At 62.1% G+C, this 18,112-nt stretch carries 14 protein-coding genes; 7 read left to right on the plus strand and 7 right to left on the minus strand.

The genetic code is table 11. The features are described from left to right. Positions 1-201: 201 nt before the first annotated feature. Genes Q0753_RS01515 through ttrB form a run of 3 tightly spaced genes read right to left on the minus strand, consistent with a single transcriptional unit; the run spans position 202 to position 5,065 of the window. A complete protein-coding gene (locus Q0753_RS01515) occupies positions 202-3,270 on the minus strand; it encodes a molybdopterin dinucleotide binding domain-containing protein (RefSeq protein WP_298716133.1) in 3,069 nt (1,022 codons plus the stop codon). Continuing rightward, positions 3,263-4,339, minus strand: coding sequence for an NrfD/PsrC family molybdoenzyme membrane anchor subunit (nrfD, locus tag Q0753_RS01520; RefSeq protein ID WP_298716135.1), 1,077 nt, complete (start codon positions 4,337-4,339; stop codon positions 3,263-3,265). The genes Q0753_RS01515 and nrfD overlap by 8 nt, the downstream gene beginning before the upstream one ends. A 9-nt stretch (positions 4,340-4,348) precedes the next feature. Further along, positions 4,349-5,065, minus strand: a complete 717-nt coding sequence (gene ttrB / locus Q0753_RS01525) for a tetrathionate reductase subunit TtrB (RefSeq protein ID WP_298716137.1) — start codon at positions 5,063-5,065, stop codon at positions 4,349-4,351. An 87-nt stretch (positions 5,066-5,152) separates the two neighbouring features. Here ttrB and Q0753_RS01530 point away from each other — a divergent pair, with 87 nt between their 5' ends. Both Q0753_RS01530 and Q0753_RS01535 read left to right on the plus strand, forming a co-directional pair. Then, positions 5,153-6,880, plus strand: a complete 1,728-nt coding sequence (locus Q0753_RS01530) for a sensor histidine kinase (protein WP_298716139.1) — start codon at positions 5,153-5,155, stop codon at positions 6,878-6,880. Beyond that, positions 6,880-7,464, plus strand: a complete 585-nt coding sequence (locus Q0753_RS01535) for a response regulator (RefSeq protein ID WP_298716141.1) — start codon at positions 6,880-6,882, stop codon at positions 7,462-7,464. The genes Q0753_RS01530 and Q0753_RS01535 overlap by 1 nt, the downstream gene beginning before the upstream one ends. A 192-nt stretch (positions 7,465-7,656) precedes the next feature. Here the strand turns inward: Q0753_RS01535 and ansA are convergent, their stop codons facing one another. Together ansA and sppA are read right to left on the minus strand one after the other, a co-directional pair. Next, a complete protein-coding gene (ansA, locus tag Q0753_RS01540; protein WP_298716143.1) occupies positions 7,657-8,673 on the minus strand; it encodes an asparaginase in 1,017 nt (338 codons plus the stop codon). Continuing rightward, positions 8,673-10,508 carry a signal peptide peptidase SppA gene (sppA, locus tag Q0753_RS01545; protein ID WP_298716145.1) on the minus strand — a complete coding sequence of 612 codons (1,836 nt, stop codon included), beginning with the start codon at positions 10,506-10,508 and terminating at the stop codon, positions 8,673-8,675. The genes ansA and sppA overlap by 1 nt, the downstream gene beginning before the upstream one ends. Positions 10,509-10,672: 164 nt before the next feature. Between sppA and Q0753_RS01550 the strand changes: the two genes are divergently transcribed. After that, positions 10,673-12,679, plus strand: a complete 2,007-nt coding sequence (locus Q0753_RS01550) for an NADPH-dependent 2,4-dienoyl-CoA reductase (RefSeq protein ID WP_298716147.1) — start codon at positions 10,673-10,675, stop codon at positions 12,677-12,679. Between the two features lie 310 nt (positions 12,680-12,989). Then, positions 12,990-13,544: an NAD(P)H nitroreductase gene (locus tag Q0753_RS01555; protein WP_298716149.1), complete on the plus strand. Its 555-nt coding sequence runs from the start codon at positions 12,990-12,992 to the stop codon at positions 13,542-13,544. A gap of 57 nt (positions 13,545-13,601) precedes the next feature. Here Q0753_RS01555 and mobA read toward each other — a convergent pair whose 3' ends face one another. Next, complete coding sequence (gene mobA, locus Q0753_RS01560) at positions 13,602-14,192, minus strand: molybdenum cofactor guanylyltransferase MobA (protein WP_298716151.1); 591 nt, start codon at positions 14,190-14,192, stop codon at positions 13,602-13,604. 223 nt (positions 14,193-14,415) lie between these two features. Here mobA and Q0753_RS01565 point away from each other — a divergent pair, with 223 nt between their 5' ends. From Q0753_RS01565 to Q0753_RS01575, 3 genes are all read left to right on the plus strand, one after another. Further along, entirely contained in the window at positions 14,416-15,630 is a 1,215-nt protein-coding gene (locus Q0753_RS01565) for an MFS transporter (protein WP_298716153.1), read from the plus strand. A gap of 145 nt (positions 15,631-15,775) precedes the next feature. Continuing rightward, positions 15,776-16,657 (plus strand): DNA ligase, encoded by an 882-nt coding sequence (locus tag Q0753_RS01570; RefSeq protein WP_298716155.1) that lies wholly within the window; start codon positions 15,776-15,778, stop codon positions 16,655-16,657. 32 nt (positions 16,658-16,689) lie between these two features. Further along, on the plus strand, positions 16,690-17,448 hold the full coding sequence (locus Q0753_RS01575; RefSeq protein ID WP_298716157.1) for an NRDE family protein: 759 nt from the start codon (positions 16,690-16,692) through the stop codon (positions 17,446-17,448). Between the two features lie 233 nt (positions 17,449-17,681). Here Q0753_RS01575 and Q0753_RS01580 read toward each other — a convergent pair whose 3' ends face one another. Continuing rightward, on the minus strand, positions 17,682-18,086 hold the full coding sequence (locus Q0753_RS01580) for a hypothetical protein (protein WP_298716159.1): 405 nt from the start codon (positions 18,084-18,086) through the stop codon (positions 17,682-17,684). Positions 18,087-18,112 lie beyond the last annotated feature (26 nt).

The raw sequence follows: 18,112 nt of genomic DNA on the forward strand, positions 1-18,112 counted from the left end.
CACTGGACCCCCGCCTTCGCGAGGGTGACGAGAAAGAAAAGCTAGCCCCAGTATCCACATAAGTTATGCGTGATTACTTATTAGGGAATTGGGATCCGGGTAAACCGTATAACATACAGCTCCGTTGCCCCGTTAAAACGGGGCCTACAGGCCCCGCCACTTACAGCTTATAGCTTACGGCTTACCGCTCCCCGAAGGGGGTTACACCGCCTCTATCCGGGCCGGCAGACCCTGGCGAACGGCGGCGCCGCTGGTCCAGTCCAGCCAGACGTTGGCCACCTCCTTGCGGGTCGGATCCATCAGGCCCAGATCGTTCAGGTTTACTCCGGCACCCAGCCGGGGGTTGGCGGCCATGGGTTCGCCGTCCACCAGATGGGCGCGGGCACCCAGCTCGGTGTGACCGTAGCCGTGCTCGATGGCCACGGCGCCTTCCACTATGCCGTCGCGCACCAGGGCGATGCCTTCCACTCGACCGCCGGGGGTTAACAGTCGTACCGGCTGGCCGTGCTGAATGCCGGCTCGTTCGGCATCCCGGCGGTTGATGCTGATCGGGTTTTCCGGGTGGATCATCCGCAGCCGTTCGGCACCAATGCTCGACGAGCTCATCAGGTGCGACTTGTACGAGGTCACCAGCAGCGGCCACTGGCTTTCGGGGTAGTGATCCCGCATCGGGCTGCCGTCGGCGAAACGCGCGCCAAACTGGGTGGCGCAGCCCGGCAGTTTCTCGCCGGTCATCGAATGAATACTGCTGCCGATGGTCGGGTTCCAGATGCACAGGGTATTGGCAACCCGGTTTTTCATCAGCTCACCCTCCCAGCCCTGCTCGAAGGGAGCGAAACGTCCACCCCGGCTCAGAATGAAGCCGGCCTTGCGCCGTTCTTCCGGGGCCAGCGTCTCGCCAATCAGCGGCATCAGCCGGGCGGCGTTGGTCAGTAGCAGATCGTCGGCGCTAGCATCGGGCACCGGCTGACCGGCAAAGGCCAGGTTGGCGGCGGCGCGCAGATAGAAATCGGACGAACGGTGCAGCCCGTGCCGCTTGCCCTGGTGGTCGCTAATGGCGTTGTCGCCGAAGCCGGGCAGCGCCATTCTCTTGGCCAGGTTGATGATAAAAGACTCCAGCCCCACATGATCGCCGTTGGGCAGCTGTGGTGTGGCCGGGGTCACCACCGGCCAGCGGGCGGTGGTGGTTTTCTGCGGCACGCCGCCCCAGGGCTTGGTGAAGCCCCAGCTCTCGTAGGCGAGGGTGTCCGGCACTATGTAATCGGCCAGCGCCGTGGTTTCGTTGATAAAGCCGTCGACGGCGATAAATAACGGCAGCTTGGCCGGATCTTTCAGCTGCTCGCCGAGAAAGTGCTGGGCACCGCCAATACCATAGAGCGGATTGGTCATGTGGCTGATCCAGGCCTTGAGCCGGTAGGGATAGCCGGAAAAGGCCGCCGCCAGATGCTCGGTCAGCAGGGGAGCCGAGAACGAAAACCAGGGCGCGCGCGCCGGATAGGGCGACTCGCCGGCGGCCAGCTTGCGTTTATACTCGCTGCTGTTTTCGTAGGCGAAACGATTACGGGACAGGAAAAGTCCTTTGGGCGCGATTTTGCCGTCGAAATTGACCAGATCGTAGCGTGGGCCCTTCTCAACCGACGACACCCCGCCGGCCCCGGGGGCCAGCCCGCCCCTGGCGTTGATATTGCCCAGCAAGGTGTTGAGCGTCAGTACCGCAAAGGCGGTGTAGAAGGCGTTACCGCTCATCATGCCGCCGTGAGCATCCACCACCGCCTGACGGCCATGACGTTTCAGCTCCCGGCCCAGCCCTTCGATGATGTTGACCGGCACCCCGCAGTCCTGGCTGTAGTCGGTCAGGGACTTCTGCAGCGCCGACCGTTTCAGGCACTGCAGCGATGAGGTGACCTGTACCGGCACGCCCTTGATGGTAACGGTGCGCTCTACCCACAGCGCCGCCGGACGGGCCGAGGTATGGGGCATCAGCTCGCCGCTTTCGGCATCTACCACCAGTTGGGTGTCGGCATCACCCATATCGAGGTCGGCGGCGGTCAGGAAGCGGCCGGCCTGTGGATGCGGCGCCTGAATCACCAGATGAGTGGCGTTGCTGTGGCTCGGCTCACCGGCGGCGGCCTGGGCCGCCGGGCCGGGCTGAGCCAGATAAGGCTGATTGATGCCGTCGTTTTCCATCAGCCAGCGGATCAGCGCCAGTGCCAGGGCATCGTCGGTGGCGGGCTTGATGGGCACCCAGCGGCCGCGCTCTTCATTCTGGCGGCTGATGCTGTTGGGCAGGGTGGGGGCAACCACCACATAGTCCAGACCGCCTTCGCTGCGGGCATGAGCCAATTGGCGGCCCTGACGCTTGAACGGGTTGCCGGCCTGGGCCGGCGAGGTGCCGATGCAGAGCACGAAACGGGCGTGATCCCAGTCCGGCTTGCCGTGGGCAAACTTCTTCAGATCGTTGAACACGGCACCGGATCCGGCACGAAAACCGAAGCCGCAATAGCTGCCGTGGTGGCCGAAGTTGCGGGTACCGAAGCTGTTGAACACGAAACGCTTGAGGAAGCTGTCGCGGCCCTCGTCACCGGCATTGGTCACCAGCAACTGGTTGGCCCTGGGGCCAAACTCGGGGTTGTCGGCATCCACCGGGGTGTTTAGGTCGCGAATGGCACGCAGCCCGTCCACATGGCCTTCACCAAATAGATCACCGCCTTCCACCACTTCCTGCAGCAGTTGCTCGAAGCCGATGCTTTGCCACTTGCCTTCGCCGCGTTTACCGGCCCGCTTGAGAATACGGGTGAGGCGATAGGGGCTTTGCAGTTGCTCGCCCAGCGCCGCGCCGCGCGCGCAGGCGGTGGATCTGTGCTCCAGCCCCGCTTCGCCGGCCAGTTGGGTAAACACCTGGCGCACCGGGGTTTCCTGTGCCGGCGCCTTGGGGTTGGACAGGGGATGATAGGGGTTGCCGGCGATGCGCAGCACCTTGTTGCCTTGGGTGTCTACCCGGGCGCGCAGGCCGCACTGGGTCCAGCAGCCAAAGCATTGTACCGGGCTCACCACCTGATGCTCCGCCATGGTCAACTCGCCGTTCGGCGCTATCATGAATTCCGGTTGCAGGGCATTGCCGGCAATGGCGTCGTTGGTGGGCACGCCGCTGGTGCCGTTGAGCAGCCCCTTGACCGCCTTGTTGACCGGGTCGGCGTAGCCGAGGGCAAAGGCACCGGTGCCACCGGCGATCATGCCGGCTTGTAGCAGGGTGCGACGTTTCTTATCCATGACGGACTCCCATATGATCCAGTAAGGCCCAGACGGCGCCGGCCAGTGCCAGCCACAGTCCGAGAGTGCCGATAACGATGATGCCGGCCGAGCCCAGCAGGTCGGGGCTCAGGTGATAGAGGCCGGCACCGTATTTGGGTACCGTTTGCACGTTCATCAGTACCACCCAGCGAAATCCCCAGGCACACAGCAATGCCAGCAACGCGGGCAGGGCGTCGAAGGCCGACACCGGGCGACGGTTGCGACTCAGGCACAGCAGCCACAGCAAGGCTCCGCCGGCCAGCGACAGCAACAACAGGTGGCGCCAGAAGGTAAAGTTCACGAACAGCCGTCGGGCTTCCAGCCAGGAGGGACTGCCCAGCACCATGCCGGACACCGCCCACAGCAGCATCGCCAGGGTGAGGGCCGCCAGGGTGGCGGTCATGGCGCGGCGCAACATCAGGGGGGCAGGGCGCCGGTCGGCGCCGGGGCGGGGCAGCAGGACTTCCAGCAGCAGCAAGAGGCCGAACAGGGCGAGAAAGGCCGTCAGCAGCAGATTGACCGGCAGCCAGGCGGTATCCCACAGCGCACGCGAGCGCACCACCCTGATTTCCATGCCGGTATAAAGCAGAATGCCGATGGCCGCCAGGGCGGTAAGCCAGGCCAGGGCCTGAAGCACCCGGCCCCGAGGCCAGAGCGGCAGTGCCAGCCACCACTTGAGCCAGGGTTGTTTGGGGCCGAGATGGGGCCGTAACAGGCTGAATGACACCAGCAGCGCCAGCGTCACGAATACCGGCAAGATCAGTGCGCCCAGCCACATCCAGGAGCCGGGGGTGAGCTGGGTGTAGAAATGCCAGAAGCGAAACGGCTGATGCAGATCGGCCAGCAGCGCCACCGGGCCGGTAACGGCACTGATGCCCAGTATCAAGGCCAGGCGGCCGCACCAGGGATGCAGTGCAGCGCGTTCGTTCAACGCCCATGGCAGCAGCAGGGCGGCGCTGGCGGCCAGCCCAATCAGAAAGAAATATTGCACCGCCCAGGGCAGCCAGGGGGCTTCGGCGTGAGTGGTAAGCAGTTCGGTAACCGGCATGGAGCCTCCTTAACCGTGATCCGGGAACCAGAGCCCGGGTTGACCGTCGATGCGATTCACGAATTCTTCGCCGAGGCCGATGTAGTACACTTGCGGCGCCGTGCCCTGCTCGGGCTTGAGTACCTTGAGGTCGGCGGCATGCTCATGGAGCAGGCGACTGATCCGGCTGTCGGGATCCTTCATGTCGCCGATGACCCGAGCGCCGCCCACGCAGGACTCGACGCAGGCCGGCAGCAGGCCCACTTCCAGCCGGTGCACGCAAAAGGTGCACTTGTCGGCGGTCTGGGTATCGTGGTTGATAAAGCGGGCGTCGTAGGGACAGGCCTGTACACAGTAGGCACAGCCCACGCACTGCTTGTTGTCGACCACTACTATGCCGTCGTCGCGCTGGTAGGTGGCCTGGGTCGGGCACACCGGCACGCAGGGCGGATTTTCGCAGTGGTTGCACAGGCGAGGCAGCATCACCTGAGTGACCTGTTGTGTTGCTTCCATCTCGACTTCGTATTGCTGTACCGTGGTGCGAAACTGGCCGATGGGCGGCAGGTTTTCCATGCTGCAGCTGACGGTACAGGCCTGGCAGCCGATGCATTTGCGCAAATCGATGACCATGCCGTAACGTTTGCCGGCAGACGCCGGTGCCGCCTGCAGCTCGGTCACCGGAATCAGGCTGGCGCCGGCGGTGAGCCCGGTCATATTTCTGAGAAATTGTCGTTTACTGACGTCCATAATGAGTACCTCGGGAAAGGATGAGTCCATTGTCCCGGGGGGCTGCTACTTCGTTCTATTGTGGTTTTCCACATAAGGGACTTTGACTTGATCTGGAACAGGTTTTTAGCATGCCTGGGGCTGCTGTTGCTGTGTGTTCCGCTCGCCTCGGCCGAGACCTATCGAGTCGGCTTGCTGGCGTTTCGCGGTGAGATGCTGTCCCGCGCCGAGTGGGCGCCCACCCTCGAGGCGTTGAACCGGGTGCTGCCCGCACACCGTTTCGAGGGGCGATATCTCACCCAGCAGCAACTGGACGACGAACTGGCCGCCGGCCGGCTCGACTTTGTGGTCACCAACCCGGCACACTTTGTGCTGAGCCGGGGCCAGGGGCTGAACTGGCTGGCATCCTATCTGGATCCGCATTACGGCCAGGCCAGACAAAGCGTGGCCGGCACCCTCTGGGTGCGGGCCGACAGCGACATCACCGACGTTGGGCAATTAGGCGGAAAGCCGGTGGGAGCGGTGCACCAGCAGGCCTTCGGTGGCTACCTGCTGGTGGCGGAGCAGTTGCGTCGTCGGGGAATATTGCCGACCGAGCTGGATCTGCGCTTCACCGGTTATCCGGTGGATGCGTTGGTGTATCTGTTGCGTGACGGCTCTCTGAGTGCGGCCATGTTGCCGACGTGTCTGCTGGAAAGCATGGTGCAGGAAGGGTTGGTGACGCGTACCGACTTTCGGGCGCTGATGGTGCAGGATGATGCCATTTGTGTGCGTTCGACCCCGCTCTATCCGGGCTGGAGCTTTGCCGCCGTCGGGGCGACAGATGAAAACGTGCTGCGGGCCATCAGCCGGGCTCTGCTCAATCTGGAATATAACGGCCGGCCCTTGTGGGGCGCGGCCATTCGGCTGGATGAGGTTGAACGTTTGCTGGCCGACTGGCAACTGGGCCCTGCATCGGATTCGGCATCGCCCCTGCGACTGCTACACCAGTTGATTACTCGTTACTGGCCTTTTCTGGCCGCCCTCGTGATTATCGTGCTGGCCATGTTGCTGCACCACTATCGGGTGACCCTGTTGTTGCTCAGGCGCACTCAGGAGCGAGATAAACTGCACGATCTGATACAGCACAAGGAGCGGGAGCTGGCCCAGGCGCGACAACGTATTCTGGTGGGCGAAATGGCCACCGGCCTGGCACACGAGCTGAATCAGCCGCTGTCGGCCATTCAGGCTTATGCCCAGGCGGGCGAGCTGGTGACTGAGGCCGGGCCGCAGCAGGAGGCCTTCGGCCACATAGTGGCCGAAACCGAGCGGGGCGCGGCCATTATTCGTCGTTTTCGCCAGTGGGCCACCCAGCCTCTGCCGGTGGCCGAGGCGTTTGAACCGGCGGAGTTGTGCCGGGAACTGGTGGCACGCCTAGGCCCGCGGGCTGAAGCGAAGGGGGTGAGACTGTCGGCCCGCACCGACGCCGGCACCCTGTTGTCGGTGCGCCCGGCAATAGAGCAAATTCTCAATAACCTGCTCGGCAATGCGCTTGATGCCCATGGCCGTGTGGCTGATGATCGTGAGACTCCTGACCAGCAAAACCATGGCATCATATTGCTGAGCGCTCACCACGAGCCACAAGGCTGGCGCCTGACGGTGGAAGACGATGCCGGCGGGGTGAGCCACCATATTATCGAGGCGATGCAGCAGAGTCTGCCCGCCAGCCACTATCACGGCATGGGCATAGGGCTGTTGGTCAGCCACCGGCTGGCGCTTCGCCTGGGCGGGAGCCTGACGCTGGTGAATACCGGCGAAGGTACCAGAGCCACACTGTTTTTACCCGAGGAGAACTGATGCAGATTTACCTTCTGGACGACGACGAACAGGTGGTGGCGGCCAATCGCTTTCTGCTCAAAGCGATGGGCCACGACAGCCTGGGCTGGTCACACCCGCAGCAGTTTCTGGACGAGCTGGATGATAATAAGCCGGCTATTTTACTGCTGGATCTGGCCATGCCCGAACTGGACGGCCTGGCGGTGCAGCAGATGCTGGTGCAGCGTAACAGCACGGTGGCGGTGATCTTGCTCACCGGACACGGCGATGTGCCCCAGGCGGTAACGGCGATGAAGCGGGGCGCCGTGGATTTTCTCGAAAAACCGATAGATGCCCGCCGCCTGGCCGCCGCCTTGAGTCAGGCCCAATTGAAGCTGGATCAACTGGTGGAGCAGGCCCGGGTGCGCGGGTGTTTTACCCGGTTATCGGCCCGCGAGCGGGAAGTGGTGTCGCTGGTGGCCACCGGTTTGACCAACAAGGCCATTGCCGAGCAGCTGTGCGTGGCCGTGCGTACGGTAGAAGTGCACCGCGCCTCGGCGATGACCAAGCTGGAGGTGGCCAACATGGCCGAATTGCTCAACCACTGGCAGCTGTATCGGGGGTAAAACGTGAGGGGTGAGGGGAAAAGGCCGTGTTTACGGATTGGCGCCGAACTGCTCCTCCCCCTTGGCTGCGGGTTGGGCAGGTCCATTGAAATGGACCCTACGAGACGGACAGGCTTGCGCCGCACGAATGGGCGCTTACCATGTCACGCCTCACGCCTCACGCCTCACGCCTCACGCCTCACGCCTCACGCCTCACGCCGGGCGACTCAATTCTCCGCGTAAATTCCGCTTCATCAGCTCGCGTATTTCTTCCGGCGGCAGGTTTTTGCTGAGCAGGTAATGCAGCTTGGTCAGCGCCGCTTCGGTGGTCATGTCGTAACCCGAGATCACCCCGGCCTGGGCCAGGGCGTGGCCGGTGGCGTAACCGTCCATGTTGACGGTGCCGCGCAGGCACTGGGTCAGGTTGACGATGATTACCCCCCGGGCCGAGGCCTCGGCCAGCAGGGTCAGCATGGCCTCGTTCTGGGGCGCATTGCCTACCCCGTAAGACAACAACAGCAGCGCCTTGACCGGTTGCTGCAGTATATTGCCGATAACCTCGGCGGAGATGCCCGGATAAAGCGTCACCACCCCGATGGGCTGGGGGGTGATGGCGCTGACGGTCAGCGGCTTGCCGGTGGCGGTGCCAAGCTGGCCCGACTCCAGGCTGATATGAATGCCGGCATTGAGCAACGGCGGAAAGTTGGGCGAGTCGAAGGCCTGAAAACCGTCGGCGTGCACCTTGCTGGCGCGGTTACCCCGATACAGCCGGTTGTTGAAGAACAACCCCACCTCGTGGATGGGATAGTTGGCGGCCACATAGAGGGCATTGAGCAGGTTGGGGCGGCCGTCGGAGCGCAGCTCGGCCAGAGGGATCTGCGAGCCGGTGACGATCACCGGCTTGTCCAGATCTTCCAGCATGAACGACAGCGCCGCGGCGGTAAACGCCATGGTGTCGGTGCCGTGCAGCACCACAAAGCCGTCGTAGTCGTCGTAGTTGGCCTTGATGTCATCGGCAATGCGCTGCCAGTCGGCGGGGGTCATGTCCGACGAGTCGATCAGCGGATCATATTCGTGAATATCATAGGCCGGCATTTCCGAGCGATGAAACTCCGGAGTTTTGGCCAGGCAGTCGGTCATGAAGCCGGCGTGGGGCACATAGCCACGGGCGGATTTTTGCATGCCGATGGTGCCGCCGGTGTAGGCGATGTAGATTTTTTTCTGGCGCATTAAAACTCCTGGCATTCAACACACAGCACATACTGGCCGCGCACATCGTCGAAATGGCTCAGGGCCGACAGCTCGCTCTTGAGCTGCTCACCCGCCGGGCGCAATACCGCCGGCAGGGCGGCGGTGGCCCAGTCGCTCAGCACACCCGAGTCCAGCAGCAGCTGTTCCAGCAGCATGTCCTTGGCGGAAGTGGGCAGCTTGACCGGCTTGACGCTGAATTCCGGCAATTCGGCCAGACCGGCGGCACCGGCCAGGGCATCGTTCAGGTAGCCCAGTTCATCCACCAGGCCCAGCTCTTTGGCGTCCTGTCCGGTCCAGACATGGCCCTGAGCGGCACGCTCCACCTGCTCCGGATTCATGCTGCGGCCCTTGGCCACCAGGTCGACGAACTGATCGTAGGTGTGCTCGACCCCCATCTGGATCAGCTGCTTGGTGTGCTCCGGCAAGCCGGTGGTCAGGCCCGCCCCCACAAAGTCGGTGGTGCCTACGCCGTCGGTGTGCAGGCCCAGTTTTTCGAACGCTTCCTCGAAGGTAAGGAAGAGGCCGAACACACCGATGGAGCCGGTGAGGGTGGTGGGGGCGGCATAGATTTTGTCGGCATCGGCGGCTATCCAGTAGCCACCGGAGGCGGCGATGCTGCCCATGGACACCACCAGCGGCTTGCCGCTTTCCTTGAAGCGCAACAGGCTGCTGCGGATCTGCTCGGCGGCAAAGGCGCTGCCGCCGGGGCTGTCGATGCGCAGCACCAGGGCATGAATGTCCGCATCGAGCCGGGCTTCATCAATCAACTGGCTCAGGTATTCATCATTGATGGTGTTGGGGCCCGCATCGCCGCCCATGATGGCGCCACTGGCGGTGATCAGACCCACCGCCGGCGCGGCGTTTTTGCGTGGCGCGCTGTGGCTGAGGTAGGTGGGAATTTCCACGCTCATGTAGCGGTTGGTCTGACTGTCCCAGCCTACCTGCTCGGCCACGGTCTGCAGCATTTCGTTACGGCTGGCCAGCCTGTCGACCAGTCCCTGCTCCAGGGCGTAGCGAGCCGGATCACCATTCACGGCACCAAAGCGGCTCAGCAGCTGCTCTTTGCTCGGATTGATGTGGTCGGCGGGAATGTCCCTGAGTGTGACGATGTTGTTCTGATAATGCTGCCACAGCTGGCCGAGCCAGCGCAGGGTGTCTTCACGGCTCTCTTCGGACATGTCGTCGCGCAGATAGGGCTCTACGAACGACTTGTAGGTGCCGACCCGAAACACATGGGGGGTAATGTTGAAGCGCTCGAAGGCCGACTTGTAATGCAGCCGATAGACGCCGAGACCCTGAATGGTCACGGCGCCGGCCGGATTCAGCAGCACTTCGTCGGCGTGGGCTGCCAGATAATACTGGCCCTGGGTGTAGTAGTCGCCAAGGGCATACACCGGCTTGCCGGAGGTCTTGAAGCCCTCGATGGCTTCACCCACTTCATCAAGCTTGGTGAGGCTGGACTCGCTCATGTTCTGCAGCCGCAGCACCAGAGCGCCGATGCGCTCGTCGTTGCGAGCCCGATCCAGGGCTTCCTTTATCTGGCTCAGGGTCATGGGGGGCGGCGTATTGTCGCCGGACAGCCATTTTTCGGCCAGGCGCCGGGGGCTGGCAATGGTGTCCTGCTCCAGTATCGGGCCGGTCAGGGTGAGGGTGAGGGCGGCCCTGGCCGGCAGGGTGGGCGCTTCATCCTTTGAGCTGAATACCAGCACCACGGCAACCAGTATGGCGAGAAACAGCAGGTTGATAATCAACATGCGAATGGCATTCAGTACCCGACCCAGAGTACGAAACACCCACTTGATGGCAGACCACATAGCAACGCCTTAATCGGAATAGTTTTCGAATCAATCCATTATGACGGCAGTGACTTCACAATGCCATGAGCGGTAAGCGGTTTACCGTAAAACGAGTGTTTGAAAACGCCCCCTGGATCCATTAGCCTCAAGTGGTCAAACCTGTCTTGTTCGGCGGAGGGAGCATGAGCCGTTACCCGCATTTACTGGCCCCCCTGGATCTGGGCTTCACCACATTGAAAAACCGGGTGATCATGGGATCCATGCACACCGGGCTGGAAGAAGAAAAAGGCGGTTTCAAGAAGCTGGCCGCCTTCTATCGGGAACGGGCCCGGGGCGGTGTGGGGCTGATCATCACCGGCGGCATTGCCCCCAATTTTCGCGGCCGGCTGCTGCCTCATGCGGCCCAACTCAGTTTTTCCTGGCAGGTGCCCCGCCATCGTTTGCTGACCGAAGCGGTGCATCAAGAAGGCGGAAAAATCGCGCTGCAAATTCTGCATGCCGGCCGTTACGCTTATCATCCCTTTTTGCAGGCGCCGTCGGCCGAGGCGGCGCCGATCAGTCCGTTCAAGCCCGGCGCCATGAGCGAGCGCCAGATTCGCAACTGTATTGCCGACTTTGCTCATACCGCCGTGCTGGCGCGCCAGGCCGGGTACGACGGGGTCGAAATCATGGGCTCCGAAGGCTATCTCATCAATCAGTTCATCTGTGCCCGCACCAACCACAGAGAGGACGACTGGGGTGGTGAGCGCGAGCGCCGCCACCGCTTTGCGCTGGAGATAGTGCGGGCGATACGCGCCGCCGTGGGCGATGACTTCATCCTGATCTTTCGGCTGTCGATGCTGGATCTGGTGGAGCAGGGTTCCAGTCTGGAGGAGGTGATTGCCCTGGGTCGGGCGCTGGAACAGGCGGGGGTGACGCTTATCAATACCGGCATCGGCTGGCACGAGGCTCGAGTGCCGACCATCGCCACCAGCGTACCCAGAGCCGCCTTCAGCTGGGTGACCGAAAGGGTACGGCAGTCGTTGTCGGTGCCGGTGATTGCCACCAACCGCATCAATACCCCTGAGGTGGCCGAACAAATACTGGCCTCGAATCAGGCGGATCTGGTGTGCCTGGCCCGGCCCTTTCTGGCGGATGCGGACTTCGTCAACAAGGCGGCGGCGGGGCAGAGTGCGCTTATCAACACCTGCATCGGCTGCAATCAGGCCTGTCTGGATCATGTGTTCAAGCAGCAGCGCGCCTCCTGTTTGGTTAATCCCAGAGCCTGTCATGAAACCGAGCTGAACTTCGTGCCCACCGCCAGCCCTAAACGGCTGGCGGTGGTAGGGGCGGGGCCGGCCGGGCTGAGCTTTGCCTGCGTGGCCGCCGAGCGCGGTCACAGGGTTACCCTGTTCGAGCGGGCGGCAGACATTGGCGGCCAGTTCAACTACGCCAAGCAGATACCGGGCAAGGAAGAATTTTTTGAAACCCTGCGCTATTTTCGCCACCGGCTGGTGCAAACCGGAGTGGAGCTGCGGCTGAATCGTGAGGCCACCGCCGAGCGGCTGGCCGGCTTTGACGAGGTCATACTGGCCAGCGGCATTCGTCCGCGCACCCCGGAGATAGACGGTATTGACCACCCGAAGGTGCTGAGTTATCTGGACGTACTGGCCCGCCATGCTCCGGTGGGGGAAAAGGTCGCCATCATCGGCGCCGGGGGCATCGGCTTTGACGTGGCCGAGTTTCTGGTGGCCAGACCAAACCAGAACACCGAGCAATGGCTGGCGGAGTGGGGTATAGACCGGCAATATCGGGCGCCGGGGGCGCTGATGTTGCCCGAGCCGGTGCAGCCCAAGCGGCAGCTCTGGCTGCTGCAGCGCAAGGCGGGTAATCCCGGCAAGGGGCTCGGCAAGACCACCGGCTGGATTCACAAGACCAGCCTGCGCCACCACGGCGTACAGATGTGGGGCGGGATCGGCTACCGGCACATCGATGATGAGGGCCTGCATATAGAGCGGGACGGCGAGTCGCTGTGCCTGGCGGTAGACAATGTCATTATCTGCGCCGGTCAGCAGCCGGAACGTAGCCTGCAGGCGGCATTGGAACAGCGGGGTTGCAGGGTGCATTTGATTGGCGGCGCCGACGTGGCGGCCGAGCTGGATGCCAAGCGAGCCATTCGCCAGGGCACCGAACTGGCGGCTCGGATATAAAACAGGTGAGGGGTGAGACGAAAGGGGTGAGGCGATAAAACACTGCCTGTAGACCCTACTTCAGTCGGGAGGGTTTGTTGATTGATGAAGGTTTTCCCACTGAAGTGGGGTCTACAATTTCGCCTCACACCTCACACCTCACACCTCACACCTCACACCTCACACCTCACACCTCACACCTCACACCTCACACCTCACGCCTCACGCCTCACGCCTCACACCTCACCGCTGCAAAAACTTTATGCCCGGGCGCCGTGCTGCTAAGGTAGCGGGCATCGAAATTCGAGCTTGTTACATAAGGTTTTACATCATGGAAGCACTGGAACTGTTACTCAATCGCCACTCCAACCCTCGGCTGATCGAGCCGGCCCCGGCCGGCGAACAGCTGGAGGCCATTTTCAAGGCCGGTCTGCGGGCGCCGGATCACGCGGCTCTGACCCCCTGGGAATTCATCGTGTTCGGCGGTGAACAGCGGGAAAAGCTGGGTGACATTCTGGCCGAGGCCACTCGCGCCAAGGGTGACGATGAAGACAGCGTAGAGAAAGCCCGCCAGGCCCCCCTGCGTGCGCCCCTGGTGATCACCGTGGTGGCCAAGATAAAGCCCCACGACAAGGTGCCGCAGCTGGAGCAGGAAATCTCCGCCGGTTGTGCCCTGATGGCAATGCAGATGGCCTCTCAGGCCCAGGGTTTCAACGGCATCTGGCGCACCGGCTGGTTTGCCTTTGATCGCGGCGTGCATCAGGCGCTGGGCCTGACCGAGCAGGATCAGATTGTCGGCTTCCTGTATCTGGGCACCCCCCAGGTAGCGGTACGCAAGTTGCCCGAGCGGGATCCGGCCCAGTTTGTGCGCTACTTCGGTTCGTAAAAAGATAAAAAGGGGTCGGAGTCATTTAAATAAAATGACTCCGACCCCTTTTTTTGTTTATTTCTGGGCCTGTTGTTCCAGCTCCTGCAGCGCGGCTTGGGTATTGAGGTTGAAAAAGGCCTCGACCTGATCGCTGAAGTCTACGGTGACCAGCTGGTGGCGCTCAAACCATAGCTGCAGCTTGCGATCGCCCCCATCCAGATAATTACACAAAGACGGCAGCAACGACTGGTGTACCAGGGCGGTGGCCGCATGCAGCTGAATGCCGTCATCCACCACCGCAATTTGATCGTGATGGCGAATGGCGGCGCACAGCCGGTGTGCCAGATCCATCGGCACCAGCGGGCTGTCGCAGGGCACAAACAGCACCCATTCGCTGGGTGCATGGCTCAGTCCGGCCTCGAATCCGGCCAGGGGGCCGGCATAATGCACGTCGTTATCCGGCACCACCGGCGCCAGTTGCCGGTAGCAATCCAGATTACGGTTGGCATTGATCAGTACTCTGCCCACCTGAGGAGCCAGCCGTTCCAGCAGATGCACCACCAGCGGTTTGCCCCATAACTCCAGCAGCCCCTTGTCGGCCCCGTTCATCCGTCGCCCTTCGCCTCCGGCCAGAATAACGGCAGTGATATCTTTTGGATTCAGCATGATATTCCCAATAATTGCAGCTTATCGTTGATAGTAACCATATCACCGCGTGGGGGCAGGAGCTAAATCAAGAAATTGATATTTTTGTGGTACTTGCTCTCCTTGACGCCAGCTCCTAACATGGACGCGCCCGACTCTGTAACCAACCATCATCGCCGGTGCGTCCTGTCGTTAAAAACAGGTATTGCCACACGACGACGCCATTGCACTCCAAGGGATAATAATGACAACAACTTCGCTCGACGGCCCTTTTCGCGGCCGTCCCGTTATTGCTTTGCTGGCCATGGTCGCGCTGATGCTGGCCGCCGCCAACCTGCGTGGGGGCCTGGTGGTAGTAGGGCCGCTGGTGATGGAAATTCGCGCCGCGCTCAACATCAGCGCCAGTGCCTTTAGTCTGCTGACCACGCTGCCCCTGCTGTGTTTTGGCGTCATGTCCATCTGCGTGCCCTGGCTGACCCGCCGCTGGGCGCCTCAGTGGCTGTCGATTGCCGGTTTGATGGTGATAAGCCTGGGCGTGGGGCTGCGGCTGGTAGACAACTATCCGCTGGTGATCCTCGGTACTCTGCTGCTGGGCTCGGCCATTGCCGTGCTTAACGTATTGATACCCGGACTGGTAAAAGCCTTTTTCCCCCGCCAGGTGGGGCTGATGACCGGCCTCTACTCGGTTACCCTCAGCCTGGGGGCGGGCATGGGCGTGTATCTGGCGGTGCCCCTGCTGGAGCAATTTGGCGGCTGGCGTTATCCGGTGGCGCTGTGGGCGATATTACCGCTGCTCAGCCTGTTGTTCTGGCTGCCGATGCTGAAGGTCAGCGGCGTGGGGCGACCACAAAACCCGGTGCGTGTCAGCCTGTGGCGAGACAGGCTTGCCTGGGCCATTACCTTCTACATGGGGCTGCAGTCGTTCTACTTTTATTCCATGGCCACCTGGTTGCCCAAAATCCTGCTTGAAAGCGGTCTGGATGCCCATCAGGCCGGCACCGCCACCGCGCTGATCAATCTGGTGAGCATTCCCTTCAATTTATGTGTGCCGATACTGGCGGCCAAGATGCGTAGCCAGCGTATGCTGGTACTGGGCACCTTTGTCGTGTCTTTCTGCGGTATTGCCGGGCTCTGGTGGCAACCGGCGGCGGCGCCGCTGCTGTGGGCATCGCTGATTGGCATGGGCTGCGGCAGTGCGCTCAGCCTGGCGCTGTCGTTTTTTGTGCTGCGTGCCGGCAATACCGCCGAGGCCACGGCGCTCTCGGCCATGGCCCAGAGCATCGGCTACCTGCTGGCGGCCCTGGGGCCGGTATCGCTGGGTTTGCTGCGCGACATGGGCGGTAACTGGCAAGTGGCGCTGCTGGTGATGCTGGCGCTGCAACTGGTGCAATTTGCCGTTGGCTGGTCTGCCGCCCGGCCGGTGAACGTGGTGCCGGACCAGGAGCTCGGGGTCAGGTAATACGGCGATATATGAAACATTGGTGTTGAGATGTGGCTTCGCCACATTGCACAGCTGAAGCAGTGCCTTGCCCGAAGGGCTATTCTTGGTGGTTGGCGATTGATATTTATACGGTCGCTGTTGTTTCTACCAGGGAGGGTTGAGCATGAAGAAGTTACCGCTATGGCTACCGTTGGTGCTGTTGCCGGGTACCGGATACGCCGAGGGCATAGCGCCGCCTCCGCTGCAGCTGGCATCGGACTATCAACAGCAGGATGTGACCCATTACCGGGTCAGCGAAAAGCTGGACGGCGTGCGTGCCTACTGGAACGGGCGCGAGCTGCTGTCGCGCGGCGGGCATCGTTTCTCGGCGCCCGACTGGTTTGTGGCCGGCTTTCCGGATACTCCGCTGGATGGCGAGCTGTGGCTGGGCCGGGGGCGCTTTGAAGAGCTGTCGGCGGCGGTGCGCCGTTACCGGCCAATTGATGCCGAATGGAAAAGCATTCGCTTTATGGTGTTCGACCTGCCTGCCAGCGAGCTACCGTTTGAAGCCCGGCTGAACGCGCTGCAACGGCTATTCTCACACCTGGACTCCCCGTATCTTGAACTGCTTGAACAGCGGCTATTGCCCGACAATACGGCTCTGGCGGCGTATCTGGCCGAGGTGGAAGCGCTGGACGGTGAGGGGCTGATGCTGCGCCACCGGGACAGCCTTTATTCGGCCAGCCGCAATCAGGACCTGCTCAAGCTCAAGCGTTTTCAGGATGCCGAGGCCCGCGTGCTGGCGCATCTGCCGGGGCAGGGCAAATATGCGGGCATGCTGGGCGCTCTGCTGGTAGAAACCGACGACGGCCGGCAGTTTCGGTTGGGCACCGGTTTCAGCGATGCCCAACGCCAACAGCCGCCGCCGGTGGGGGCGCGAGTGACCTACCGTTATCAGGGTGAAACCGGTCAGCGCCTGCCCCGGTTTGCCAGTTTTGTGCGGGTAAGAAACGACGAGCCGGAGCAGGCCGACTCTGGCCCGGCACCGGTCTCGGGAGTAAAGTAACCCCGTGTGCCGTTATTCTGAGGAACTCCGCTTTGTGTCTTATCGCCTTTTCGTGGCAGCCGGAACAACGCCGGCTGCATTTGCTGGCCAATCGGGATGAATTTTATGCCCGCCCCACGGCCGCGGCCGACTGGTGGCCGGATGCGCCCGAGATCTGGGCCGGGCGCGATTTGCAGGCCGGAGGCACCTGGCTGGGCATGAGCCGCACCGGGCGTTTTGCCGCCCTGACCAATGTGCGTGAGGGCAGCCCCAGAACGGGCCTGCGCAGCCGGGGCGAGCTGGTGGCCGATTTTCTGGCCGGCGAGCAGACTCCGGCCAGTTATTTAGAGCGTGTGCTGGAAAATGGCGACCATTACGCCGGTTTCAATCTGCTGGTGGGCGATCTGGCCCGGGGTGAGCTGCATTACGGTGGCAATCGGACAGGCGAGGAGGCACGCCGGCTGACGGCGGGGCTGTATGGATTATCCAACGCCATGCTCGACACTCCCTGGCCCAAGGTGGAACGGCTCAAGCAGGGGCTGGCCAGACTCGGCCTGGTGCACGAAGGCACGGCCTTCGGCCTGCTGGATGACGACACCCGGGCCGCATTGGAACAATTGCCCAGCACCGGGGTGGGGCCGGAGTGGGAAAGTCTGCTGTCGTCCATTTTCATTCAAAGCCCGGACTACGGCACCCGCGCGCAAACGGTGCTGTGTGTGGAGCAGGGCAGGGTGGCCATTACCGAGCAGGGGCGGGGACCAAAAGGCGCGCTGCTGGAGCGGCGGCAGGCCAGCTGGATACTGCACCGGTAAGTTGAGTGGCACGAGTGTTTTTATGCTCATTCCTGTAGGTATGTAATCACCTAACGCCCACGCACCAGAGGCAACAAAGCGACCTCCCTCGACACGCTACAAGTACATCCCTATAAGCTCGGACATGCCATCCCTGGCATGTCACGCTCGAGTGAGGCAATCTCTGTTGCCTCTTCTGGTATGCAGCGTCTCCTGCATACAGCAGCAAGTGTTTTGCTCAATGGGACAGGGGATCAAACCCGCTGTCTGATTCTTGCTGCCACACAGGGGGCCGAGGCCACCACCAGCAGCACGATGGGCCACAGGTTGCCGTCCCTAAATGTATAGGCTTCAACCAGCTGGGCCCACGACTTGCCCTGAATGAGGTAGCCAAAGCCGAATTCAAACAGCAGCGTCAGGCACAGCCACCCTATGCCGATGGCGGCATAACCTGCAGCGGGTAAGCGGCCAAGCCAGGGCAGAGTGAGGCAGGCCACGGCGAGAATCAGTACAGACAGCAATACGCCGCTAAGCGTCAATGCCAGCGCGTTGCCCATCACCGGCACGAGTAATGCCTCTCGCAACCCGCCATTGATGATGGCCAGCACCAGAATAACCAACCACAGCACAAACGCCTTGATGGTGATTTTGAGTATCACAGAGGGTTCCTCTTACCGATAACACC

Origin of the sequence: uncultured Oceanisphaera sp. (genome assembly GCF_947495715.1) — a bacterium.
GTDB lineage: Bacteria > Pseudomonadota > Gammaproteobacteria > Enterobacterales > Aeromonadaceae > Oceanimonas > Oceanimonas sediminis.

What these genes read in the sequence shown, in the direction of transcription:
- Q0753_RS01570 (WP_298716155.1), top strand. Translation starts at nt 15,776, where the DNA reads ATGAAGAAGTTACCGCTATGGCTACCGTTGGTGCTGTTGCCGGGTACC.
- ansA (WP_298716143.1), bottom strand. Translation starts at nt 8,673, where the DNA reads ATGCGCCAGAAAAAAATCTACATCGCCTACACCGGCGGCACCATCGGC.
- Q0753_RS01555 (WP_298716149.1), top strand. Translation starts at nt 12,990, where the DNA reads ATGGAAGCACTGGAACTGTTACTCAATCGCCACTCCAACCCTCGGCTG.
- mobA (WP_298716151.1), bottom strand. Translation starts at nt 14,192, where the DNA reads ATGCTGAATCCAAAAGATATCACTGCCGTTATTCTGGCCGGAGGCGAA.
- Q0753_RS01550 (WP_298716147.1), top strand. Translation starts at nt 10,673, where the DNA reads ATGAGCCGTTACCCGCATTTACTGGCCCCCCTGGATCTGGGCTTCACC.
- Q0753_RS01535 (WP_298716141.1), top strand. Translation starts at nt 6,880, where the DNA reads ATGCAGATTTACCTTCTGGACGACGACGAACAGGTGGTGGCGGCCAAT.
- Q0753_RS01515 (WP_298716133.1), bottom strand. Translation starts at nt 3,270, where the DNA reads ATGGATAAGAAACGTCGCACCCTGCTACAAGCCGGCATGATCGCCGGT.
- nrfD (WP_298716135.1), bottom strand. Translation starts at nt 4,339, where the DNA reads ATGCCGGTTACCGAACTGCTTACCACTCACGCCGAAGCCCCCTGGCTG.
- sppA (WP_298716145.1), bottom strand. Translation starts at nt 10,508, where the DNA reads ATGTGGTCTGCCATCAAGTGGGTGTTTCGTACTCTGGGTCGGGTACTG.
- ttrB (WP_298716137.1), bottom strand. Translation starts at nt 5,065, where the DNA reads ATGGACGTCAGTAAACGACAATTTCTCAGAAATATGACCGGGCTCACC.
- Q0753_RS01565 (WP_298716153.1), top strand. Translation starts at nt 14,416, where the DNA reads ATGACAACAACTTCGCTCGACGGCCCTTTTCGCGGCCGTCCCGTTATT.